We start from the raw sequence: 24,340 nt of genomic DNA on the forward strand, positions 1-24,340 counted from the left end.
CTGATTATAAAAACAGGTTCATCACCCACATCGCACCAAATGCGTTCAATACTGAAATACCAATCATCACTGGGATGTAGCGCCCTTCAGTACCAATCGGGCCAAGAATACGGCCGATGTATTGCACTTGTGAACCCATCAAATAGATAGCGGGAGCCAAAATTGCGATGTGCGTACCGTTCAAAATTCCTTGGTCAAACAAGGTGATCACCACACCCACTGCGCCGCCCATCGACATCCATGCACCAATCAACACCGCAGCCGCTTCACCCGGTAATCCAAAGACCGCCATCACAGGAGAAAATACTGTCCCCATCAGCTCTAACGCGCCAGTAATTTGCAACGCTTTGATGATCACAAACGCCATCAATACATTAGGTACAGTAGACGTCGTCGCAATTACCCAGCCTTTCTTCGCCCCTTCGACAAAAATATCCGTCACCATTGGCTTTTTCATATTGACGTTACTCATCGGGTCGCTTCCTCTAGTTGAGTCTCTGGGTTAGATGATTCTTCTTTGCCTTCCGTCAGATTTAGATAGAGACGGAACAAGTTGGCACCGACAATTTTGAAAATAAACATCACACCAACCGCAAGACCGATAGAAGAAGTGACGGCCGCGGAACCATCCGCTAACGTGAGCGTAAACAGCACCGCACCCGATGAGAAAAAGTTAACTATGGTGGCACCTGCAGAGAATTGGAACATGGTAAACACATCCGCTTCACGCTTAGTCATATGCCCTTCATCTTTGAGCTGACGAGTCATCGCCGCACCCGCATCAGCACTTTGCAAAGAAGCAATCAGCCCTAAACCTGAATTACCCGGAACGCCCATGATTGGACGAAGTAGAGGAGTCAGTAGCTTACGTGCCGCATCGAGCGCACCGTAATGTTCCAGCACATTGATCATGCCTAATGCAAACATCACGGTTGGAATTAAGGTCAGTGCGAAAAGAAAACCATCACGCGCACCGCTACCGCCTTGACCACGCAAAGAAGTGGTTGCCACTTGCAGGCCGTCGGCCGTTTCACTCACGTTGTAAGCAACCTTGCCAAAGGCACCGTTTAACGTGGTGAAATCAAATACTCCATACCACTGGTTGGATTGCAGCAAGCCAGAAAAAAAGACTACGGCGAAGGCTAACGCAATGTAGCATCCCCAAGTCACTTTTCGCTCCTGCGCTGTCGATTGACTCATAATTACCTCTATGAAGTTGGAACAGATTGGGCGTCATGGTGCACGGATTGCGTGCTAGAGATAATGATCGAGGTCAATGAGTCGATGAAACTCATCTCACAATGAAAAATAAAATTTTATTTTGTTAAAACAATACGAAAAAGCATGATGAATTAATTTATTTCAGCCTAAAGCCACAACAAACCGCTTCACGCCATCTATGGCATCCAACCCTTTTCTAATGTTAAGCAAATCGCACCTTTCTAAAAAATGATGAATAAACAACCATTTCTAAGCTAAGTCACAACTTCAAATTCCGCATAGGTCTACTCTTTCTCAGGACTTTCTCCCATCACCACCTTCAAACTTGAAGCCGATCTTCAAGAGAAGGGGATATCAACAGGAGTTTTGTTATGACGGGCCGGATCGCACTACTTTCTCTTACGCTTTTTTCGCCACTCAGTTTAGCGTCTACCCCAGATGGACAAGCTTTAGATTTTACCCACTCGACGATCGGCTATGCCGCACTCCTCATTTTCGCCATCGCTTATACCTTGGTCATGCTGGAAGAGTATTTGCAACTACGTAAATCGAAACCGGTCTTGCTGGCTGCTGGGCTGATTTGGGCCATGATTGGCTATGTTTACCAACAAACAGGCTCGACAGAGGTAGCTCGTCAGGCCTTAGAACACAATTTGCTTGAATACGCAGAGCTGCTGCTGTTTTTATTGGTCGCCATGACCTACATCAGTGCGATGGAAGAGCGGCGTCTGTTTGATGCACTCAAAGCGTGGATGATCAACAGAGGCTTTAATTTTCACACTCTATTTTGGATAACGGGTTGGTTGGCGTTTTTCATTTCCCCGATTGCCGATAACCTCACCACGGCGTTATTGATGTGTGCCGTGGTACTGAAAGTCGGTGGTGAAAACCCTAAATTCGTCAGTTTAGCTTGCATTAATATCGTGATTGCTGCCAACGCGGGAGGAGCCTTCAGTCCCTTTGGCGATATCACCACTCTTATGGTGTGGCAGGCTGGGCATGTTAGCTTCCTTGAGTTTATGGATCTGTTTCTCCCATCCTTAGCCAACTATTTGGTGCCTGCCTTGGTCATGTCGCTCTTTGTCCCGCATCAAACGCCTTCCAGCATCCAAGAAGTGGTCGAGCTTAAACGCGGAGCCAAACGCATCGTCGTTCTGTTTCTCTTTACCATCCTCTCGGCCATCGGTTTCCATGCATTTTTCCACTTCCCGCCAGTGATCGGCATGATGATGGGACTCGCCTATTTGCAGTTTTTTGGTTATTTCCTACGTAAAACGCTGGCAAGATCACTGGCTAAGAAAACGGCGATTGCCATGGCGAAGAATGATGAAGCCGCACTTAAACGTATTGGTTCCGTGGTGCCTTTTGATGTCTTTCGCAGCATTTCTCACGCCGAATGGGACACTTTACTGTTTTTCTATGGGGTCGTGATGTGTGTCGGAGGCTTGAGCTTACTCGGCTATCTAGGTTTAGTGTCGGAAATCCTCTATACCGAATGGAACCCCATCTGGGCTAACGTACTGGTTGGGCTGCTTTCTTCGGTGGTCGATAACATTCCTGTCATGTTTGCTGTACTGTCGATGCAGCCCGAAATGTCTCTCGGCAACTGGCTACTGGTCACTCTCACCGCAGGAGTCGGCGGCAGTTTGCTATCGATTGGATCTGCAGCAGGTGTGGCGCTCATGGGCGCGGCTCATGGTAAATACACGTTCTTGAGCCACTTGAAATGGACTCCCGTCATTCTGCTTGGTTATGTGGTCAGTATCGTGTTGCATTTGCTGCTCAATCATCAATCATTCACATAACATGTCTGATTGAAGCTGCTACCCGCGTCAAATGGTTTCAAAGAAACCACCTCTCTACGTTTGACTCATTGAGTGTTGCTGGCTGACGCATTTTGCGGTTCTGCGTTCAGTTTGACCCAGTTATTACTGAGATGGAACATGGCACAAGCGCTGCAAGTGAGGACTTCACCTTGTCCATGAATGGTCATGACCAAATCATCACGTTTTTCTTTGGAGTTATTACGGATCTGGATCCGTAATGTTTTGCCATCAACGCTAAATGGGCGCTCCCATTTTTGCTGCGCCGAATGCATGTACACGACGCCCTGCCTAAACTCCAACACATCTTTGTTGTGCGGATTATCATACAGACCATTAAAGGACAAGGTTTCGCGATTCACAAAGTTTTCCAGCTCCTCTTGAAAACAGCCGCTTAATAGCAATACGCTCAAGATGAGAATGATGGGTTTCAAGTTGGCCACGTTCATAATCTTTTCCTTATCTTCGTTGCTCCAACTCCAGCAGGAAGGCTTTACGTTCTAAACCACCCGCATATCCGGTCAGTTGGCCATTTTTTCCAACGACTCGATGGCAAGGCACAATGATCGAAATCGGGTTCTTGCCATTTGCGAGTCCAACGGCTCTTACTGCCTTAGGGTTGCCTATTGCTTCTGCCAGTTGTTGATAGCTCCATATTTCCCCATAAGGGATCTTGCATAGTGCGTGCCAAACCGACTGCTGAAATGCCGTGCCGCTGGCGGCCAACGGTAGCTCGAATTGAGTCCGCTGACCTGAAAAATACTCATCCAGTTGGCGTATCGTTTTGTTAAGTATAGGACATTCTTTCACATAGTCGCCCAAATGCTCAGGTTGAGTCGTTTGGGTAGCAAACCATACGCCTAATAAGCCTTGAGAGTTCGCTTGTAAGGTCATTGGCCCGAGGGGGGATGAGTAGTCAGTAAAATGGCTCATTTAGTGGCTCCAGCAATGAAAAGTGGCATAACTGCCCCAAGGGGCGACCGATTCGGCAGTTAGCTGAGGAAATTTCGCCAGTGCTTTTTTCACGATCAAATCTCCGGTTAAAAAACAGTGGCTACGTGATTCACCGCGCAATTGCGCGTAATCGACGGTCCAAGGACCAATCCCGCTAACGCTTGCGAGGAGAAATACTCAACATTCTCTTCTTTCGGTAGGTTGGCTGGACAAATCGGGCGGCAAAAAATCCCTGTGGTTTTAACCGCAACAAAAAAACACCCATCAAACCGTGGATCTCGGCTCATCCGAGCGCGTTGGCACACCTCTGCGGATAATTCATTAAGCAATGTCATCCAAGCCTCCTGCTCGCTTTTTTGTTCAGTCTACCCAGTTCCGCTGTCTAGACTAGCCATTTTCGGAACGGAATGCAGAGACTAAGCCGCAAAAGTTTCTTCAATAATTTTGAACAAGAGCATCAGCCTAATGGGATTTTCTGCGCAAGGCTCATCCCATAAACTTCATTTCATCAAACATACAGACCATTTGAGTCGTTCGAAAATTTCAACCCAGTCTATCACCGTATAGCCTGAGTCAACCGAGAGGATTTATTGATGAATACTTTATTAAAAACTGCTTTAACTTCACCAAATTCATGGGCCCCCCTAGCACTGCGCCTTCCCCTAGCCATCATTTTTATGGCGCACGGTGCACAAAAGTTGTTTGGTTGGTTCGGCGGTTACGGCCTTGAAGGTACAGGTCAATGGATGGCTTCGATTGGCTTAGAGCCTGGTGTAGCGATGGCATTTCTGGCCGGAAGTGGGGAGTTTTTTGGCGGATTAGCCATTTTGCTAGGTCTGCTGACACGTCCTGCCGCACTGGTACTGTCCGTCACCATGCTGGTCGCGATTTTTAGCGTGCACTTTAGCCACGGCTTATTCTTAAGCAACGGCGGTTACGAGTTTGGCTTGGCTCTGTTGGCAGGCTCTGTTTCACTGCTGATTTCAGGAGCAGGTCGTCTGAGCCTCGATAATCTGCTACTAAAGCGTCTGGCATAAGTCACTTCAAGCAGAAAGGGGGAGTCGTGTTAAGCGATTCCCCCTTTCTCGTACCTACGACTTAATCAGTGATCAATCACACGGCTTCCACTTTGCCCACCGTACGCACCACACTGAAAGGGTCTAACGTTTTCATCAACTTCTCCACCTGCACTATCGCCTCAATGGAAGAGCTGTTTTTGCGATAGCTCAGATAAAGTGGGCGCTGCCAATCATTCACCTCGGACACACGATGTAATTGCCCTGCATCCAATAAGGGTTGCACCATGGTTTGCGGTAAGTAAGCGCTGCCCCCTTTCTCCAAAATGAAATCTAACGCAATTCTTGCCGTCGACGTTCTTAAAAAAGGCGCTGGCGCTTTAGGGTGGCGGTCGGCATGCTCTGAAGCAAAACGCGCGCCCCAATCGACATAAACGTAGCGATTTTCAAACACGCTATCGGCATCGTCAGGCTTGGTGGATACCAACACGAGAACCAAATCAGCCACTTTTTTGCATTGCAATTCTTCGGCTTTGATCGGATCCAGAGCGAAAGCCATATCCAAAGTGCGCTCTAGCAAACCACGATTGAGTTGCTCTCGCCCCATCACTTCCGCCAAAAAGCCATAGCCTTCAAATGTATCAGTGATGCGGCTTAAACAGTGCTGTAAGTAAGCATCCCAAATGTTAGGCGTACCGCCTAATGTGAGCTGCAAAGCCTTACCGCTTTCAAGCGATAATTCAAATTTCGCCTGCTGCAGCGTTGCAACCATGACCTCAGCATACCCCACCAAACGCTCGCCTGCTGAGGTCAATTTGATGTTGTTACGGTCACGGGTAAACAACTGAGCATCGAAATGATTTTCAAGTTGCTTGATGCGCGCACTCACCGCCGCTTGCGTCAAATACAGATTTTCAGCAGCACGACCAAAATGGCGAACTTTGGCCAGTTCAAGAAAGGTGCGAAAGACTTTTACGTCCATATAGTTTCCTCTGATGTTACCCGTGAAGATTAACAAGTAAGAAGTATTATGACGATAAAAAATTTTTGTTTTTCTTTTCCGAAGATTACGCCTAACTTTCGCCGTGACCCACGGCTACAAGGTGGTTGAACATATTCACACGAGGTTGACATGTCTGAGACAGCATTTCGTCAAGGAAAAAAACGTTTTTTCGATACTAAGAAGTTCCCAAGAGGCTTTGCTAAATCTGGAGACTTTACTCTAGCAGAAGAGGATATCCTAACTCGGTATGGCGACACTATGCTCGGTTTGGAGAGTGGTGAGCTACAGCCCGAAAATGCCGATGAAGAACATTTTCTAAAAGTGCTCGCAAACCCAGAGTTAGCAGAAAACAAATTAGAGAAAGCTTGGTTGAAATACACCCGTCTGGCTCGTGGCCGCAAGCGTTTCCATACCTTGAATGGCCGCAACAAGCCTGATGGCGTTGAAGATTACACCGACGACGAACCAAGCTTGACTGAGGAAGATTAATCTTTCCTTCGGGCTACATAAATCATTTGTAGCCCTCTGACATGGATGGACGACGATTGGCGTCCTTTGGGAGGAAAGATGCCCAACCCAGTTTCTAACGTTTATTCTCTTGAAGAGATGCTATCGCTGATCCAGCGAGAGCAGCCTTTCGCCGGAGAGCTAGAATCCGCTGGCTGTTTTATCAAGATAGAAGACTATCTGCCTGTGGTTTGTACTGCTATCCATGCAGGAAGCCGTTTACGCGAAGATTTGCTCAAACAGTGCCAACTGAGCAAAACGGAACGTAATCTTGAAGAAGCACCTTATACCGATCAATTTATTGCCTCCCAGCCCATCACTTTGTGTGGCCTCGATTCTCGCTTCGAGTACGATCTGAACCGCGCGAAAACCCTCAGTACCCGCTATAAATCTGCCTGGAATCGCCCTTTGAGCGATAAACAGCGTACAGAGAGCCATCGTAAGCACAGCGAGTTTTATCAACTCTATGAGGCGTTAATCCGCAAACTTGAAGCGATGCATGGCATGGTGATTGTGTTTGATATGTACGCTTACAACTATAAACAGCTGGGTGATAAACCCACTCCAGTGTTTAACGTAGGTACCGCACAAATCGACATGCAACGTTGGGGCTCCGTGGTGAAGCGTTTCTGTGCTGAACTGAGTAAAATTCAGCTACCGCACATCGAAAATAGCACCGAAATCAATGCGGTATTTGAAGGCCGTGGCTATTTAATTGCCCATACCAACGCCCATTTTGACCGAACGTTAGTACTCCCCACCGAAGTAAAAAAAGTCTTCATGGAGGAGGATACTGGCACTGTCTATCCCTTGGTGTTAAACGCGCTGTGTAGCGGCCTTAAAGGTGCATTGAGCCAAACCAGTGCCTATTTTCAGCGTCGTCATAATCGTCGCCGAATAAGCAAAGCGAAAATGCTTGGCTCATCGATTGAACCCGCGATTTTGAGTATTGATGATGCGCTGTCTAAACTGACGCGCAAAGTTGAGACACTTAAATACGTCAACCCAACCAATATCAATATTGAGCAGAAGCGTTTTGAAGCGGCACCGAGCCGCTATAAACCCGAGTTTCGCTACAAACAGTTACCCATCAATGCCAATGAATTTAAGCAGCAACTGTATCAATTGCCAATCGAGACCATTTCCGATCCTGATTTGAAACAGTTGTACGGCTCGATGGTCGATAAACTGAGCGAAAAAATCGATCTGCTCACCAGCATAGGTCAGGAATCCTTCCTGTATAACTCGCTGCGTTTTTATGGCCGACCGAATCGTACCGCGATAGAAAACGCGAAATTTCTACTCTACGCCAAGACGTTACCGGAAGAGAAAGGCGAGTTGTATAACGCGGATCAAGCCGCTGAAATCATGCTGAAAAAAGCACAGGAATGGGGTATGCATTGCCATATTACGCCCACAGCATCACTGGCAGCGCGGGCGATGGTGAGTGGCAAAAAGCCTCCAACCTTATATCTCAATAGCAAGGTGATGTACTCACATGCAGAGATACAGCGCCTAATTCAGCATGAAATTGGCGTTCATCTCGCCACCACCTTTAACGGCCGTATGCAACCTTTGCGCGTGTTTTCGATTGGTTTACCCGGTGCAACTGAGTCACAAGAAGGGTTGGCCATTTTGGCGGAATACAAAGCGGGTTATATGTCGCATGAGCGACTCAAAACCTTGGCGACGCGAGTGTTGGCGGTCGATTCCATGCTTAAAGAGCACAATTTCTACCAAACCTTCAGCTACTTAACCGAAGAGTATGGTGTCGATCGAGAAAGCGCCTTTGTGACCACCACACGGGTATATCGCGGCGGAGGTTTCACCAAAGATCACCTTTATCTTGAAGGGTTTATCAATACCTTGCAGCAAGCACAAAAGCGCAGCTTAGATAATCTGTTGGTCGGGAAATGCAGCTATCAATATCTTGATTTAATTGATGAGCTGGTCGAGCGCGGTTGGCTGATTAAACCCCAATTCCGTTTCGATGATTTAGGCAGCGAGCCAGAGCCCACCCTCAAATATTTGATTGAGTCGCTACGCCACTAACTCACTCGATACAATAAGCTCACTCGATACAAGAGGATCTTTCTCCCAAAGCCCTGACGCAGGCCACTGCTCAGGGCTTTTTTAGGGAGATGAATCAGCACTATATCCAAATGACTTAAAACATCAGGTAAAAAATATCCTGCATTATTTCGCCAACATGCTCAGTTTTTTCAGGAAACTGTCACGTAAGTGCTCCTGCTCATAGGCCAAATGGTAGGTATTGTGGAAGCCAATTTTCAACTCAACACCGTTACCACGCATGAAGATGTTGTAGCCATCATAATCCGCATACGCTTCAATCCCTTCATAGATCTTGCCAAATTCAGTGGGTGAGCCATTTTCCATTACCGTTTCATACGCCGATAAGACTTTGCTCGGTTCCAGTTCATTTTTCATGATCTTTTTCCTCGACATGTGCCCATAATCAGTATTGGCAGTTAGGCGCCAGCTTGCCAGTTTATGATCTGCGTCGGCGCAAAAAAACACTTAATTTTGGCCATAAATTTTTTGAGACCCGTTATATCGGACGAAGCTTATCTTGATAGGACAAGGCTCTAGATTGCCGAACATCCACCCGATTCAAGCCTATTGGTTGGCCGCTTTTATCAAGACTATAATTTTTTGACCTAAAACAATGGCAGTTCAATCTTACTTATTTTATAATGCAAATTAACATAAACCCACTCTGCTTTGTTTGCACTAGGGCACTCAGTAGGAAGGGAATTGCAAGGCATCATAAATTCAAATCTAGGGGCAATACATGAGACTTATCCCACTGAAAGCGGCAGCACAAGTTGGTAAATGGGCGGCTGCACACATTGTTAAGCGTATCAACGAGTTTCAACCAACAGCTAAACGTCCTTTTGTATTGGGACTCCCTACTGGTGGCACACCACTCGCGACTTATAAAGCGCTGATTGAAATGCATAAAGCGGGTGAAGTGAGCTTCAAACACGTCGTCACTTTCAACATGGATGAGTATGTTGGCCTAGCCGCAGACCACCCTGAGTCTTACCGCTCATTCATGTACAACAACTTCTTCAATCACATTGATATCCAAGAAGAAAATATCAATCTGCTGAACGGCAATACCGATGATCACGAAGCAGAATGCAAGCGCTACGAAGACAAAATCAAATCTTACGGTAAGATCAACCTGTTCATGGGTGGTGTAGGTAACGATGGCCACATCGCCTTTAATGAACCAGCGTCTTCTCTCTCTTCACGCACTCGTATCAAAACCCTGACGGAAGATACTCGTATCGCTAACTCTCGTTTCTTTGATGGTGATATCAATCAAGTGCCTAAGTATGCACTGACTATCGGTGTCGGCACTCTGCTGGATGCACAAGAGATCATGATTCTAGTCACTGGCCACAACAAGGCACTGGCACTGCAAGCAGCGGTTGAAGGGAGTGTAAACCACCTATGGACTGTCTCTGCACTGCAATTGCACCCTAAAGCGGTGATCGTGTGTGACGAGCCATCAACCCAAGAGCTGAAAGTGAAAACTGTTAAATATTTCACTGAGTTAGAAGCCAAAAACATCGTAGGCTTCTAAGATAAATCTCAATCAAGCTAATAAAAACGCCCCGATATTCGGGGCGTTTTTATTGCTATCTCTCCTCAAACGACTACGAGTTGCGACTTCAAGTAAGAAGAGCCTCGATAGAAGTAGAGTCTTTTCCTCATTATCTTTTGTCAAACGGGAGACTATCGATTGGGCCTTGTGAGAAATCCAGTCGCTCACTGGTAACATGAGGTACGTCATTAAGAGCATTAGGTTCAATTAAATCAATTAAAGACTCGGCTTCTTGCTCTGCGAGAGGATCCACCACATCTTTCGTCGGAATCGGGATCTGGCGTTTATACAGTTTATTCAGCGCACGAATCATCGAATGTTTAGTCACCGAACTGGTGGCTAATTTACGTTGCAACGGTTTGGCCAAGGCTTGTAAACCGACAATCGATTCCACTCCGAGCTTCCCCCCCACCAAATCACGCAGATTTTTCGCAGGCTCATACCCCATAGAAGCCGAAAGGAACAACCAAATATACGCAATTGCTTTACCGTGAGCACCACGGTCAATCCACGCTTCACCGGCATGATACATGGCTTCAGGGTGCCCTTTTTCTGAGGCACGCTCTAACCAATAACACGCCATCGGAAAATCACTGGCGCCACCAATACCATGTAGCAAGTTTTGCCCTAATCTCATCATGCCTTCGGCACTGCCCATACGAGCGGCCTTTTCATACCAAAACGTCGAATCTGAAGGCGTCGGAGCAATGTTATCTTTCGACACGCACCATCCGCCCATAAACAAAATCGCATCAATGAAATTGGCTTCTGCCGCTTCTTGAATTAGCCCAATACCACGCGAAACGTTAACTTCCACCCCACGACCGTATAGCCATGCCATGCCAGTTTCAAATTTGGCAGCCAGATCGCCTTCAACACCACGCACACAGGTTTGCCAAAATTTGGCCTTCTCTTTCGCAATCACATCTTCTCGGATCCGCTGACAAACCCGCACAATGCCGTACATGGCGGGGATATTGTCGAGATGGGCGGCTTTTTCATACCAAAACAAGGCTTCTTTTAAACTGTTGCGTTCCGCCTCTTTGGCTAAAAATAAAATGGTTGGAATGTGTCCGGATTCGGCTTTAAACAATCTTTCTTTGCGCTCTTGCTCTCGGTTACGCTCTAACGCTTTGCGATACGCCTCTTCTCTGGCTCTGCGTTCTTCCTCTAACCGCTTACGTCTGACGGATAGCACAATCATCCAGACAAAAATCAGGATAAGTGTTAGCCCGGTAGCGCCAATCGCAATTCCGATAATATTCATAGTTTCTCTAACTGGGTCACTGCCTTTGCCTGCGCAGTTTGAAGGCAGGCAAAACTAAACGATGGTTGAATTGTACTTTACATCCAACCTAGAAACTATGTGCGATAAAAAATGGGTGGAGATCCTCCACCCATTTTCGTCGGTCGGTTTCATTATTTGCGATCATTAACCGCTTTCACAAACACTTCTTGCGCACCTTCAATTCCCAGTGCTTTCGCTTCATCTAATAGACTCAGCGCCTTAGGTAAATCATTCGCTTGCACAGCTCGCTCTATGGAGGAGAAGTAATAAGTTTGCGTATCTGGTTGAACCTGAATTTGAGTTTTCGCAGCATCCGTTGATGTTGCAGTTTGGCGATCTTCACTGCGTACAAAGGATAAGAAAGAAGGACCAGAGACATCCAGCTCAATCGTTCCGGTTAAGGTGTGAGGTACTGGAATATCTTTCACTTCCGGCAGATAGTTTCCCCGTGCCTCAGCATCAATCCTCGCAGGATGCGCAACATACGTGACACCTTGTAAGTCTTGCTGTTTGGTGTAAACCAAAACAAACAACGATTTGTAACCTTGCGGTGGATAGAAATCCAACTCTGCGACTAAGCGATTACCTAAATGCAAACGCGGTTTACGGTACTCAAAGGTCACCTCTTCATAGGATTCGACAACTTGACCTTGCGCATCGACAATCATCACATGCGGGTAAAATACCGAATCGCTAATCTCACTGGTGATCGTCAATGTCATTTGGCCACGATCCGCGGGAATCTCAAACAATGCGACAGGGCTTGCAATCACCTGATTGCGCAAATACTGCGTTTCCTTGGTCAACGCCACCTTAGTCGTGCTAGGTAATTTCACCTTGGTCGCTTGCAATTGCCCAATCTGCTGAACCTCCTGCCCTGTATTAGGCTTTACTTGCTCAACAACAGCTGTACTCTGACAACCCGCTAATGCAATACATCCCCCAAGTAATAAAGCTCTAAGCACCATAACGACTCCTTTTTATCATTTTTTTAAAGACTCTCATCAAACCTGTTGGCAAGAAACCATAAGCGCACAAATTTGTGCGTTACCCCCAAACTAGGGTGTCTTATGACTTCACATGTTGAATATGATATGAGCCTTGAAAAAAATAGCCGATCTGCATCGGCTATTTGAATTATGGACAATAAACTTTAAAGGTCAGTGGGTTAATTACCACCAAGCTTCAACTTGGATACCCATCACGAAATCTGAATCGCCTTTGCTACCAAAAGTCGTACCTTCATGATCCGTCAGGTATGAGCCGTAAACACGCAGTTCAGGACGAGCCCAGAAGCTGTTACCCATTGCCCATGCTTGAGCTACGGTGAACTTGCTGTATTCGAAATCTGCACCAGAAGTATCTTCACCACCGTTGTAACCTGCTTCAAACACAGTGCGCATAGTGTCATTCCACTTGTACATCGGACGAACAACCACTGAGTACTGATCGATATCTGCTTTCGTTGCGCCGATGTCAGAGCCTGATAGGTAAGCCAATTGGTGACCCATTTCCCACGATTCGCCGAGGTTAACCACACCCCAGTTCAACAGACGGAAACCGCTCGCATCATTGTTATCTGCGTTACCACGACCGTAGTAAGTACCCGAACCCCAGAAATTAGCCACTTGCGCGCCGTAACTTGCAGTACCATATTGGAAAACTGTTTGGTTAAAACCATTGCTTAGACCTTGGTGCAGAATCGCTGTACCCATTACACCGTCATCAGCCAGTTCAGTTTTACCATCTTTCTCAGTGGCGAAGTTGTATGCCACTGCTAATTCAAGAGTCGCATTTTCCCACAGACCGATATTCGCGAGGCGAGCATCAAAGATGTAACCTGAAGAATTCGTATTATCGCCATCTTGAACCAGAGCAACAGAGAGTTTTTGATTACCCACAGACAGGTTTTCAATACCACCACCAGTGCCCGATGTGTTTAGAAAGTAGAAGTCCGTGATGTGAATATCTTTACGTTGGTAGTAGCGTTTACCCGCCCAAAGCACAGCTTCTTTATCAGAAGTCAGTAGACCCTTTGCCTGCACATTGAATTGAGCAACGTTAATATCACCAGCTTCCCAACCATTTTTTCCTTCGTCATCACCTTTTGCCAACATGGAGTCAATCTTCCACGTTTGATCGCCCGTTTTCAGCTCTTCTGAAAAACCAAACTCATAGTAGTTGTCGTTTTCGTTACCAAGACGACCAATACCATTTTTTTGGAAGGAGATATCCGCATCTCCATTACCGCTGATACCTGTACCAGCACGGAAGTAGCCATTGAAATCGACAGCGAAAGCAGAACCAGCTGCGAGCGTCGCGGCCACTGCGGCAGCAATTACACTTACTTTTTTCATCGTTAACTCCATTTAGGGTTTTTATTTTGGATTCTTGACCCTCTTTTCTGTCGAGCCCCCAAAGGCAGAAAGTTGGCAGCATAAAAAGAGAGGTAAGATGGGAACGAGTCCCCTGTTGTTTCAACTGTGGTGAGATTACGTGAGGAGGATAAAAGGCACTTCCTCCACCCCATTTTTATTTAGGGGGGAGGAGAAAGGATGAGAAAAATTACAGTATGTTGTTTTTAAAACTTAGATCACGTTATTTGGGGGGAGTAGGTTAGCCACTTTCTAAATAAACCAATACAAAGTGTATGGAGGATCACTATTTAGCCCCATTCTCGTCATTAATATGAAATAAAATTACAGATAAATATTTGTGACCGCGCGCTTGACCTAAGACAAGCAAAGCCTTTTACTTAATAACGTGGTGCGCTAAAAAACGATTAAAAATGAAAATGAACCTGTCAACGCCTTTCCCATTAGGAGCAACACTCGATACAGAGGGTTGTAACTTTGCGATTTATGCTCCAGCCAATCGAGATATTCTCTTGGCTCTCTTTCATGCTGACGGTAGCTATGAAACACATCAGCTTGAACATGAATATGCAGGGGTCAAACATACGCATATTTCTGGCATTCATGCTGGGCAGAAATACGGTTATTTAATCCAGCTCAATGATGAATTGCATTATATTTCTGACCCTTACGCTCGAGCGTTAGAAGGGCCGCTGCATTATGCCCCTCCATTTGACAGCCATAAAAGTTTTGATCTGCCAAAATGTGTAGTCACAGATACCCACTTTGATTGGCAAAACGTGGCTAAGCCGCATATCGCCCGAGATGAGATGGTGTTATTTGAAACCCATGTCAAAGGGTTAACCCAATTAAATCCAGATGTAGAAAAAGCCCTACGTGGCAAATATTTAGGGTTGGTGAGCCAACCTATGCTGGATTTTTATCGCCAGCAAAATATTAATACTCTGCAGCTACTCCCAATTGCAGCTTGTATGCATGAGCCCCATCTCTTGGAAAGTGGCAAGGTCAATTATTGGGGTTATAACCCTTATGTATTTATGGCTCCCGATCCACGTTACGCAAGTAAAGACGCCGTCAATGAGCTAAAAGCCACCATCCGTGAGCTGCATCGTAACGGCATCCAAGTCATTTTGGATGTGGTGTATAACCACACTGCAGAAGGTGGAACCAATGGACCAGTGTTCAACCTCAAAGCCCTTGATCCAAACTACTATCTGCACCATGGCGATCACTACGCCAACTACACGGGATGTGGCAACACGGTCGATCTCTCCAACCAAGCGGCACTGAATTTAGTGATGGACACGCTTCGCTGTTGGGTAGAAGAATATCAGATTGACGGTTTTCGTTTCGATTTAGCCGCCACCCTCGGCCGACGTGGTGATGAGTTCAGCAAAGAAGCGGCCTTTTTCAAAGCCGTTGCACAAGATCCGGTGCTGCGCGAAGTGAAGCTGATTGCCGAACCTTGGGACATTGGCCCCAATGGCTACCAAGTGGGTAACTTTCCTTTTGGTTGGAATGAAACCAACGACAAACTACGCGATATTACCCGTAGCTTCTGGCGTGGCGACCTAGGCTTTTTGAAGGAGTTTGCAACACGCCTCATGGGTTCACGCGACCTCTACAGCGCGGCTAACTGGCCTTACAAACTGACCGTCAACTACATCACCTATCACGATGGGTTTACGCTGCAAGATTTAGTGTCTTATAAACACAAACACAACGAAGCGAATGGCGAACAAAACCGCGATGGCCATGGTGATAACCGCTCGGACAACTACGGTTTTGAAGGTGACACCGACAGTATCGTGATCCGCGCGACTCGTGAGCGGCAAAAACGTAACTTTATGGCCAGCCTGCTGTTTGCTTTCGGTATTCCACACATTCTCACCGCCGATGTGCTCTCACACACTCAAAAAGGCAACAATAACGCTTACTGTCAAGACAACGACATCAGCTGGTTAAACTGGGAAAACAACGAAACCAAACAAGATTTTCGTGAATGGCTTGCCGGAATGGTAGCGGCAAGACAAACCTACATGGTGCCCTTTATTCGCGCATTTAGTGGCGAAAACCGTAACAATAACCGTATTGCTTGGCGTAGGGTGGATGGCAAACCTATGGAAATGGATGACTGGAATCGCCTCTCCTCGGTCGCTTTGCATATCGGCATCGGTAGTGATGGCCCTGAAATGTTGTATTTGATTAATCAAACCAACGCGCCAGCGCGCTTTGTGCTCCCCAAAGATAGGCAGCAGGATTGGCGTTTGATTTGCGATACCAATATGCGCCATGCTCAGCATGGTCATGCTGAAGGTGAAGTGTTGCAACTGCCTGTTTCAATGTCGATTTTGCACTATCAACCAAAGAAAAAATCGGCTTAAAAGTAGCGAAGAGAGCAGCAAGCTGCGACAATGGCAACCTTTAGAGCGGCACCGTCTCGTGCCGTTCACACCAACAGAAGCAACGTTCTCGTTGCTTTCGCGTTACAGAGCTATAGAAAAACAGAGGAAATTGAATGAACCCCATTCTAGCGATGCTGAAAGAAAACAATATCAGTAACGAGCAGATCAACGAGTTGTTTCAAACTCTGACCCAAAACCCGCTTGCCGCCATGGCCACGCTGGCGCAACTCGGTCTTCCTCAAGACAAAATGCAAATGGTACTGGCGCAAGTAATGCAAAATCCGGCGCTGATCAAACAAGCCGTTGAAGAGCTGGGACTCGACTTCGCAAAAGTAGAAGCAGCGAAAGCCAAGCTCCAACAATAGGCCACTACCTTTTATACCCAAACGACTTGGAGTTGCAGATAGACGGTGAATGAGTGAACCCTCATAAGTATAGAGACACTCTGTGATTGGGATGAGCGAATGCAACCAACACCGCTGCAGCTTCAACTAGCAAGGGGATAGCAAAAGGCTATGATGAATAGCGGTTCATACATAGCCTGATCCTAGTGTCATTTTTTCACCACAACTCACGCCCCAAATTCTCATAGCGCTCAATGTCTGTTCACCCATGTTTACACCTTATCGTCATAAAATCTCTTCACAATCCGACATAAAATGCGATAGATCGCACATAATTTCGTTTTATTAATGCAATCGATGTTATACTCCGCTGCAATTCTTCACCAGCGTTATGCAACTTCGCTCGTGAACCGCAACTTGGACAGCGCATTCAACATATGGACGTGACCAACCCGCTTTACCACGAGGTCACAGACTCTTTATGGCTTTCTTCAAAAATTTAGCGATAGGCAAAAAAATCGCAGTCGCGTTTGGCGTGATTGCCTTAATCAACTTAGCTTTTGGTGGCTACCTTTATAACTCCCTTCATACCATTAAAAGCGACGTACTCAATCTGACTGACGATACCTTACCTTCGATGATGTTGGTGAACGGTATCAAGTACAACATGTCCTCCGTGCGTAGAGCGCAAATCAGCTTGCTTTCCTCAACCGATGAAGCGGAAATCGCCGAAGACATCCGCTGGATGAACGATCACTATCAACAAATCGCCCAAGATCTGAGCCGCTATGAGCGCAGCATTTGGACCGATCACGAACGTAGCATCTTCATGCCAGTGAAAAACTTATGGAACGAGTACTTACGCCAGCTCGGTTCATTTAACAACGACATTCAACAAAAAGAGATGATCAAAGCGCAGCAAGATCTGCAACGCTCTCTACCTACGTTTGAAAAGTTGGAAACAGCGATTGACGAACTGCTGAAACTCAACCTCTCTTATGTGGATAATAACCGCAGTGAGCTGACCGAGCTTATTGATAACATTAGCGAATTTTCTGTCGCAAGCATTGTTGCTCTCCTCGCCTTTATGAGTGCGGTGACGTGGCTGCTCACCAATCTTATCTGCCGTCCACTGATGCAAGTCGTCACTCAAGCGAATGCGATTGCTGAAGGTAATTTAGCGCACCGCTTAGATCGCAAAACCATCGGTCACGACGAATTAGGTGAACTGGCAGATGCCTGCAGCAAAATGCAAAATAACCTGCGCTTGATGGTCGAAGAGATCATTACTAGCGCGACTCAACTGGCGCATGCGGTGGATGAAGTGAGCGCGGTGTCCGAGCAAACATCACAAGGCATGCAGATCCAGCAAGAAGAAGTGATGCAAATTGCAACAGCCATGGCCGAGATGAAATCGACCGTAGCAGAAGTCGCTCGTAATACTGAAGTCGCTTCAGATGCATCACGCGACAGCAGCCAACACGCCAACGTGGGTTCACAACAAATGCGCGCCGTCAATGACTCGATTCAACATGTGAATCAAGAGATCGGCCGCACAGAACAGCGTGTGCTGGAGCTAGAAAGCCAAGCGCAACAAATCAACATGGTGGTTGATGTGATCAGTAACATCGCGGAACAGACGAACCTACTCGCACTGAACGCAGCGATTGAAGCCGCGCGCGCTGGCGAACAAGGCCGTGGCTTTGCGGTAGTCGCCGACGAAGTACGTTCGCTGGCAGGTAAAACCCAGCAGTCCACTGGCGATATCGTTGAGATCATTCAAAACTTACAAGCCTGCGCACAAAAAGCACGTGAAACCACCAACAACAGTCGTGAGTTGATCAACCACTGTGTAGAGCAAAGCCAAGAAACACAGCAAGCGATTGAGCAAATTCGTCACCAAAGTAGCCAAATTGCGGATATGACGATTCAAATTGCCAGCGCCTGTGGTGAGCAAGATTCGGTGAGCGAAGAACTCAGCCGTAACATTGAGCGAATCAACGAGTCAGCCAAGCAAGTCGCACAGGGCTCCTCTAGCGCTGCTCAATCTTGCGCAGAACTCAGCCAGCTAGCGAGCCAGTTGCAAGATACGGTACAGCGCTTCCGCCTATAATCTCATTCTGTGATGAAATACAAACGGCCTGATATCAGGCCGTTTTTCTTTGTATAACCATCACACTCAAATGCTCTACTCCTGCTTAGGAATAACGATAGGTAATATCAGCTCAACAGCATCAGAAAACTGACTTTCTTCATCATTAATTACGGCTTGTCTCGCTGATTCAGCATTATCCGTTGCCGCAGCGACAGGCGATTCAATGGTCTCCCCTAACACTACAGCTGGGGCTGGAGGCATAAAGCCTTGCTCAACACATTGACACTCTTGCTCTTTCGCTTTACGAGTTTGATGGGGAGCGTACCAGCGTTTTAAACCTTGCTCTAGGCGCTCTGCCGCAGCGGTTGGTGTCATTTTGCCAACCAATACCGCTTGGCTCACTTCGGCAAGCTCATCACCTAACTTAGGTTGACCACGCGAAAGAATTTGCGTTGCGACCCGAATGGTTGAGTCACATTGATCGCGCCACTCTATCATTTCACGCGCCGCAAGATTGGTGACGTCAAAGAAGTGGTTAGACAACGAGAAAAACCCCGGTAGCGAATTGGTATACAACTCAGCAAACTCTGGTGTGGTTAACCATTGTAAAAAGGCCATCGCTGCTTGCGGATTTTTGCTGGCCGGGTTCATCCCCATACCGACGTCAGTATGGTCAGTAAAGAAACAGCCATCCCCTTGCTTTGCGACAGGAGGGCGCATAACGCCAAAATCGACTTTATCGGTAAATGGTGCAATTTCCCACGAACCCGCCACATAAAGCGCGGCTTTACCCGAGGTAAAGAGCTCATTACTGGTGCCATAATCCCTCAGCTCACCGTCCTCACCTAAATAGGCTCGCCAACGCGCTAGCTCTTCAAACACCTTCACGTAATGTGAATCGTCCAAATGCTCTTGGCCATTAATCAAAGCCAAACGACCATCTTCCCCTTTCCAATAATTGGGGCCGATATTTTGATAGCCCAATTCAGATGCGACCCAGCTTTCAGAACCACTCATCGATAAGGGAATATAACGTCCATCCGCTTTCACTTTATCGAGAACGGTAAAAAACTGTTCACGGGTTTGCGGCACACTCAGTCCTAACTCATTGAAAATTTTCTTATTATAGAAAAAACCATGTATCACTGAAGCCATAGGGACACAGAAGGTTTGTGCCCCAGAATCGGTTTGCCAAGGCGCTTGGGCAAAGCTCGGGAAATTTTCCATCCCAGCCATTTCGGTGATTTCTGCCAAGTGCCCGGCTTTGAAAAGTGCCAAAGAATCATCAAACGGGCGGCAAGTGATCAAATCTCCCGCTTTTCCAGCTTTTAAGTTCTCCCACAATGTTGGCATATAGTTCACATTCGGCACTGGGTTAAATTTCACTTTGATGCCAGGATTCGCAGCTTCAAAAGCGGGGATGATTTTTTGCTCCCACAGCGCCTTATCATCGGCGCGCCAACTTTCAATCACCAATTCGCTGGCCATCAACTGACCCGATAGTAGGAGACCTAGAGCTCCAATCCACTTGTTCGTCATAAGCCCTCCTAGACCTTAAAGTGTGCAATGAGTTGTTGCTGCTTAGCTGCAAGATCGGCCAACACTTCACTGCTGTTGGCGGATTCACGGGCTTCACGCTCCGTTTCATGGGCAACTTCTGCAATCCCAGTTACATGGTGCGCAACACTTTGACTGACTACGATTTGCTCTTGCGCCGCATGGGCAACTTGATCGGCCATCTCTTTAATCGCTCCCATACGATCAGCGATCGATTGCAGCGCAGAATCCATTTCCCTTGTCTGCTCAACACAAGCACGAGTCTGCTCTTGGCTGCGCCCCATCACCTCGACCACTTGCTTACTCGACTCCTGCAAGTTCTCAATCATATGTTGGATCTCTTCGGTCGAGGTTTGAGTGCGCGTAGCCAAAGCACGAACTTCATCCGCCACCACCGCAAAACCGCGTCCGGCATCTCCGGCACGCGCGGCCTCAATCGCCGCATTGAGTGCCAACAAATTGGTTTGCTCGGCGATACCGCGGATCACATCCAAAATACTGCCAATGTTATTACTAAACTCGCCCAGTTTATGGGTAATGCCCACGGCCGATTCCATATCACTCGCTAACTGCTCGGTAATACGACGTGTCGTGGCGACCTTTTGACGCCCTTGTTTTGCTTCTGCATCCGCGCGGTCCACCTCGTCTTTCGCACCATCGGTTGAACGCGCTACTTCGTTGGCACTGACTTCAAGCTCAGTAATGGCCGCCGCCACTTGGTCGGTTTGGCTCTTTTGTTCTTGCACCCGCGCCATAGCGCGTTCACTGATCTCCGCTGAGCGGCTTGCTTCATTCACCAGATGGCGTGAACCGGTGTTGATTTGTGACAGCAGCTCACCGGTTTTGTCCGCCAGAATGTCAATTGAACGAGAAAGCGCCCCAAACTCGCAACGAGTTGGGTAATTAATGCGCCGTGTCATATCGCCTCGAGCCATATAAGCCAGCTCGTGATTAATTTTTTGCAACGGCTTTTGAATACTGCGCGCCGTGGTGTAACCAATCACTAAGGCAACAGCAGCGGAAATCGCCGAGACCGCCATAATCCAGAAATTCGCACTGCTCACCGCAGCATCCGCCAGCACACGACTTTGCTGAGCAATTGAGCCGGCATATTTCGCCATGTCATCCAGTTTCGCTAAGCTATTGGCAAGACTGGCATCGACCTGTTGGTTTTGAATAAGCAGAGCATTTTCCAACTGCTGCGCTTTACGCATGGTTGCCAGCAAACCATTTTGACCCAAAGCGAGCTCTTGTAGGCGGTTGAGGTTTGCGATGTAGCGCGCTTTTACATCGTCAGGAACCAATACACGATCGAGCCGTTTTCGTGCCATTTCGATGTCTTTACTCAGAACTTTTTCCAACTCATTTAAATCAGTCTTGGCATCCGCTCGGCGAATATTTTTTAAATCGCGGGCAATTCCAGACGTGATCAGCTCAGCTTTGTTACGCATCGAACGTTGACCCGAGCTCTGTTGTAATAACAAATCGGCGGCCCATTGATAGGTATCTTCTAAGCGAATAAAGGCAATTTCTAATTTGCGACGCTGCGCCAGCGCATTCACCCATTCACTATGTTGAGTCAGTACTTGATCCGCTTGGCTATAAAACTGATTGGTGGCCTGTAACACATCTTGGAACTGCTTTTGGCTCTCTGTTGAATCCGTCAATGCGTTCATTTGCTGACTCAATTGTCGAAAGCGTGCTTGCTGATCTTTGAACTTGTTCGACAGTTGGGGGAGCTCACCAGCCTCTTCACTAGTGCGAAATTCCAGCACCCAACGGTTGCTCTCTTGTAACGCTTCCTTAAGACCCGCAACCGCCATCACTAAAGGTGTGGCTCGATCTGACACTTCTGATAACCCATCGTTAATACCGCGGATTTTCAAAGTACTAATGACACCTAATAGGATTAACAACAGGAGCATCAATACGAAGCCAGCGATAATGCGCTGCACGATAGATAAACCCATGAACCTATCCTCATGATTCAATGAAAAGATATGTTAAACATAGACAGGTTTGTGTTTGACTGCGAATCCAGTTCATCAATTTGTAACCTTGGTTATATAGAACTGTTTGGCATCACTAGAAAACGAGCATATTCGCTGACCATTATTGAATGGTCATCCATCAAAAGAGCTCACCTCAACCCTTTTTTTCACATGCGGCACAAAAATATATGACTATTCTATTAGTAAGGAATTAAAACTTTAGAAGCAAATTATGACTTCAAATCTACTCTGGAAACGGATCTCGTTGTTGAACAAAGTACCTCTCCTGATTTGCCTCACTGTCGGAGTTTTACTTTACCATTCTGATCTATACGCGCAACCCGCATCCACACCGCATTTAGTTATTGCGACGACTGACAGTTGGCACCCTTATTCTTATACCAATGCTAAGGGTGAACCTATGGGAGTATTGGTTAATTTCTGGCAAGAATATGCCGAAAAAACGGGTGTTTCTGTTGAGTTTAAAGTGACTAACTGGCAACAGTCGCTCAATAACGTGCTCACAGGAAAAGCAGATGCTCATATTGGTATGGTACGTTCCGATAAAAGAGAGCAATCTTTTGATTTCATAGAGCCCTTTTTCAGTATTGATACCAAGTTATATTTTAATCGTGCATTGTTGGAGCAAATTTCAGTCAAAGACTTCCTCGAGGGTTTTAACCAACACCCAGTCGGCGTGTTATATGGCGGATATCAACAAGATTATATGCAAACCCATTATCCATACGTAAAGCTCGCGACTTATACTAACAACCAGCAGATGATGGAAGAAGCTTTAGCAGGCAGGCTAAAGGCGTTTGTCGCCGACACCCAAGTCACCAACTATTTTCTTAATTTAGGAAACAAACCGGGCAAGATATTACCCGTTCAACACCTCTATACTGGGGTGTTATATCCAGCGATAGCCAAAGGCAGCCCTCACTTTAAAGAGTTAGCTCAAGGTTTTGCGCTTTTTAATCAGGAAGATAAGTCTCGTATTCTAAACCGCTGGATGCACTACAGCGTTGAGACCGTTTATCCACGCTTTTTGATTCCAAGCCTAGTCGCTTTCGTTTTGATTGTCCTTTCCTCTTATATCGTTATCCTAAAAAGAAGTGTCGCAGAACAAACTAAGCAACTTCGCGAAATGAATACTCAGCTCATGACACTGTCCAACACCGATAGTCTGACCAATATTCATAATCGTCGATACTTTATGATGCAACTGAATAATATCCAAAAGACGCAATGCGGTATTACTCTCATCATTTTTGATCTTGATAATTTTAAGTCGATTAATGACAACTTTGGGCATGACTTGGGAGATCAAGTGATCCAATTTGTTGCTCGTCAAGCCAAAAAATTGATCTCAAACGACCAAACTATCGCACGTATCGGAGGTGAAGAGTTTGCGGTTATTGCCTGCTTTCCAACGGTTGAGACGGCAGAAAACTTCGCTCAAACATTAGTCACTACCATTCGTGAACAAAGTCGGACCACTTTCCCACAACTAGGATTAGTCACTGTGAGTATTGGTCTTGCCTACTACCCTAAACCTCAAGAGAGCTATGATTTAGTCTCAGCAGACAATGCGCTATATCAAGCCAAAAACGCGGGGAAAGATCGGGTCGTCAGTATCATTGAGCAACATTAATATCAGCACTATTTTGATTCTGGATAGGCCAAGAAATCAACTTTACGGGAAGGTGTTATCTCGCATATAGAGGCTTCGGTTATCTGAACTCAGCTTGAACCCTATGCACGCTCTGTCTACAATGGCGCACTTTTATCGAGTCAGGTCACATACAATGAACGACACTACAGCAAAACCCACCCTACCCGATCGTTTATCCGGTAATTCACGCAGCCCATTCTTTATCAAAGAGTGCTTTGAGCACCAAATCGGTATCCGTTTTAACGGTAAAGAGCGTACCGATGTAGAAGAGTACTGCATCAGCGAAGGCTGGATTAAAATTCCATCACCAAAAGCGAAAGATCGCTACGGCAACCCTATGCTGATCCAATTGAAAGGCACGGTTGAAGCTTATTACGTGTAAGTATTCACTTTCGTACAAAGGCATATTTTTATTGCTTGAGTCGTAAAAAAACCGCCTCTAGAAATAGAAA

Annotated in this window: 21 protein-coding genes and 2 pseudogenes; 10 read left to right on the top strand and 13 right to left on the bottom strand. The window is 46.6% G+C overall.

Features of this window, described 5'->3' with window-relative positions; translation table 11 throughout:
* Positions 1-4: 4 nt before the first annotated feature.
* Positions 5-472, bottom strand: a complete 468-nt coding sequence (locus GOU96_RS11600; RefSeq protein WP_000073204.1) for a YjiG family protein — start codon at positions 470-472, stop codon at positions 5-7.
* The gene (locus GOU96_RS11605; RefSeq protein ID WP_000083620.1) at positions 469-1,200 is read right to left on the bottom strand and encodes a nucleoside recognition domain-containing protein; all 732 of its coding nucleotides are present in this window, start codon (positions 1,198-1,200) and stop codon (positions 469-471) included. The genes GOU96_RS11600 and GOU96_RS11605 overlap by 4 nt, the downstream gene beginning before the upstream one ends.
* Before the next feature lie 392 nt (positions 1,201-1,592).
* On the opposite strand from GOU96_RS11605, the gene nhaD reads away from it, so the two are divergent.
* Positions 1,593-3,026 carry a sodium:proton antiporter NhaD gene (gene nhaD, locus GOU96_RS11610; protein WP_000147718.1) on the top strand — a complete coding sequence of 478 codons (1,434 nt, stop codon included), beginning with the start codon at positions 1,593-1,595 and terminating at the stop codon, positions 3,024-3,026.
* 65 nt (positions 3,027-3,091) lie between these two features.
* On the opposite strand, the gene GOU96_RS11615 is transcribed toward nhaD, so the two are convergent.
* The 4 genes and pseudogenes from GOU96_RS11615 to GOU96_RS11630 all read right to left on the bottom strand — a co-directional run.
* Positions 3,092-3,493 carry a hypothetical protein gene (locus GOU96_RS11615; protein ID WP_001099817.1) on the bottom strand — a complete coding sequence of 134 codons (402 nt, stop codon included), beginning with the start codon at positions 3,491-3,493 and terminating at the stop codon, positions 3,092-3,094.
* Between the two features lie 10 nt (positions 3,494-3,503).
* Positions 3,504-3,977, bottom strand: coding sequence for a methylated-DNA--[protein]-cysteine S-methyltransferase (locus GOU96_RS11620; RefSeq protein WP_000017894.1), 474 nt, complete (start codon positions 3,975-3,977; stop codon positions 3,504-3,506).
* Positions 3,978-4,160, bottom strand: a pseudogene (locus tag GOU96_RS11625) (DNA-3-methyladenine glycosylase 2 family protein); the annotation flags it as partial.
* Positions 4,151-4,333, bottom strand: a pseudogene (locus GOU96_RS11630) (Ada metal-binding domain-containing protein); the annotation flags it as partial. The pseudogenes GOU96_RS11625 and GOU96_RS11630, both read right to left, overlap by 10 nt.
* A 258-nt stretch (positions 4,334-4,591) precedes the next feature.
* On the opposite strand from GOU96_RS11630, the gene GOU96_RS11635 reads away from it, so the two are divergent.
* Positions 4,592-5,035: a DoxX family protein gene (locus GOU96_RS11635; protein WP_001094294.1), complete on the top strand. Its 444-nt coding sequence runs from the start codon at positions 4,592-4,594 to the stop codon at positions 5,033-5,035.
* Between the two features lie 76 nt (positions 5,036-5,111).
* Here the strand turns inward: GOU96_RS11635 and GOU96_RS11640 are convergent, their stop codons facing one another.
* Positions 5,112-5,996: a LysR family transcriptional regulator gene (locus tag GOU96_RS11640; protein ID WP_000382702.1), complete on the bottom strand. Its 885-nt coding sequence runs from the start codon at positions 5,994-5,996 to the stop codon at positions 5,112-5,114.
* Between the two features lie 150 nt (positions 5,997-6,146).
* Between GOU96_RS11640 and GOU96_RS11645 the strand changes: the two genes are divergently transcribed.
* Both GOU96_RS11645 and GOU96_RS11650 read left to right on the top strand, forming a co-directional pair.
* Positions 6,147-6,506: a DUF413 domain-containing protein gene (locus tag GOU96_RS11645; protein ID WP_001882815.1), complete on the top strand. Its 360-nt coding sequence runs from the start codon at positions 6,147-6,149 to the stop codon at positions 6,504-6,506.
* Positions 6,507-6,584: 78 nt separating this feature from the next.
* Entirely contained in the window at positions 6,585-8,576 is a 1,992-nt protein-coding gene (locus tag GOU96_RS11650) for a flavohemoglobin expression-modulating QEGLA motif protein (protein WP_001133570.1), read from the top strand.
* Between the two features lie 144 nt (positions 8,577-8,720).
* Here the strand turns inward: GOU96_RS11650 and GOU96_RS11655 are convergent, their stop codons facing one another.
* On the bottom strand, positions 8,721-8,972 hold the full coding sequence (locus GOU96_RS11655) for a DUF3081 domain-containing protein (RefSeq protein ID WP_000787145.1): 252 nt from the start codon (positions 8,970-8,972) through the stop codon (positions 8,721-8,723).
* A 364-nt stretch (positions 8,973-9,336) separates the two neighbouring features.
* Here GOU96_RS11655 and nagB point away from each other — a divergent pair, with 364 nt between their 5' ends.
* Positions 9,337-10,137, top strand: a complete 801-nt coding sequence (nagB, locus tag GOU96_RS11660; protein WP_174499866.1) for a glucosamine-6-phosphate deaminase — start codon at positions 9,337-9,339, stop codon at positions 10,135-10,137.
* Between the two features lie 130 nt (positions 10,138-10,267).
* Here the strand turns inward: nagB and GOU96_RS11665 are convergent, their stop codons facing one another.
* The 3 genes from GOU96_RS11665 to lamB form a co-directional block, all read right to left on the bottom strand.
* Positions 10,268-11,425, bottom strand: coding sequence for a tetratricopeptide repeat protein (locus GOU96_RS11665; RefSeq protein ID WP_001021276.1), 1,158 nt, complete (start codon positions 11,423-11,425; stop codon positions 10,268-10,270).
* A 152-nt stretch (positions 11,426-11,577) separates the two neighbouring features.
* Positions 11,578-12,414 (bottom strand): MalM family protein, encoded by an 837-nt coding sequence (locus tag GOU96_RS11670; protein WP_000244231.1) that lies wholly within the window; start codon positions 12,412-12,414, stop codon positions 11,578-11,580.
* Positions 12,415-12,618: 204 nt separating this feature from the next.
* On the bottom strand, positions 12,619-13,803 hold the full coding sequence (gene lamB, locus GOU96_RS11675) for a maltoporin LamB (protein ID WP_000757924.1): 1,185 nt from the start codon (positions 13,801-13,803) through the stop codon (positions 12,619-12,621).
* 431 nt (positions 13,804-14,234) lie between these two features.
* Between lamB and glgX the strand changes: the two genes are divergently transcribed.
* The 3 genes from glgX to GOU96_RS11690 all read left to right on the top strand — a co-directional run bounded on the left by glgX (position 14,235) and on the right by GOU96_RS11690 (position 18,683).
* Positions 14,235-16,205 carry a glycogen debranching protein GlgX gene (gene glgX / locus GOU96_RS11680; RefSeq protein WP_267782572.1) on the top strand — a complete coding sequence of 657 codons (1,971 nt, stop codon included), beginning with the start codon at positions 14,235-14,237 and terminating at the stop codon, positions 16,203-16,205.
* A gap of 134 nt (positions 16,206-16,339) precedes the next feature.
* Positions 16,340-16,591 (top strand): DUF2999 family protein, encoded by a 252-nt coding sequence (locus GOU96_RS11685; RefSeq protein ID WP_001068179.1) that lies wholly within the window; start codon positions 16,340-16,342, stop codon positions 16,589-16,591.
* Between the two features lie 460 nt (positions 16,592-17,051).
* Entirely contained in the window at positions 17,052-18,683 is a 1,632-nt protein-coding gene (locus GOU96_RS11690) for a methyl-accepting chemotaxis protein (RefSeq protein WP_000863748.1), read from the top strand.
* A 75-nt stretch (positions 18,684-18,758) separates the two neighbouring features.
* Here the strand turns inward: GOU96_RS11690 and GOU96_RS11695 are convergent, their stop codons facing one another.
* A complete protein-coding gene (locus tag GOU96_RS11695; protein ID WP_267782574.1) occupies positions 18,759-20,204 on the bottom strand; it encodes an ABC transporter substrate-binding protein in 1,446 nt (481 codons plus the stop codon).
* 8 nt (positions 20,205-20,212) lie between these two features.
* Entirely contained in the window at positions 20,213-22,192 is a 1,980-nt protein-coding gene (locus GOU96_RS11700; protein ID WP_174499862.1) for a HAMP domain-containing methyl-accepting chemotaxis protein, read from the bottom strand.
* 253 nt (positions 22,193-22,445) lie between these two features.
* On the opposite strand from GOU96_RS11700, the gene GOU96_RS11705 reads away from it, so the two are divergent.
* Together GOU96_RS11705 and GOU96_RS11710 are read left to right on the top strand one after the other, a co-directional pair.
* Complete coding sequence (locus GOU96_RS11705; protein WP_254592272.1) at positions 22,446-23,867, top strand: sensor domain-containing diguanylate cyclase; 1,422 nt, start codon at positions 22,446-22,448, stop codon at positions 23,865-23,867.
* A gap of 154 nt (positions 23,868-24,021) precedes the next feature.
* Positions 24,022-24,270 carry a DUF3297 family protein gene (locus GOU96_RS11710; protein ID WP_001000416.1) on the top strand — a complete coding sequence of 83 codons (249 nt, stop codon included), beginning with the start codon at positions 24,022-24,024 and terminating at the stop codon, positions 24,268-24,270.
* Positions 24,271-24,340: the final 70 nt, after the last annotated feature.

Source organism: Vibrio sp. R-1, assembly GCF_035615595.1.
Classification (GTDB): Bacteria; Pseudomonadota; Gammaproteobacteria; order Enterobacterales; family Vibrionaceae; genus Vibrio; species Vibrio cholerae.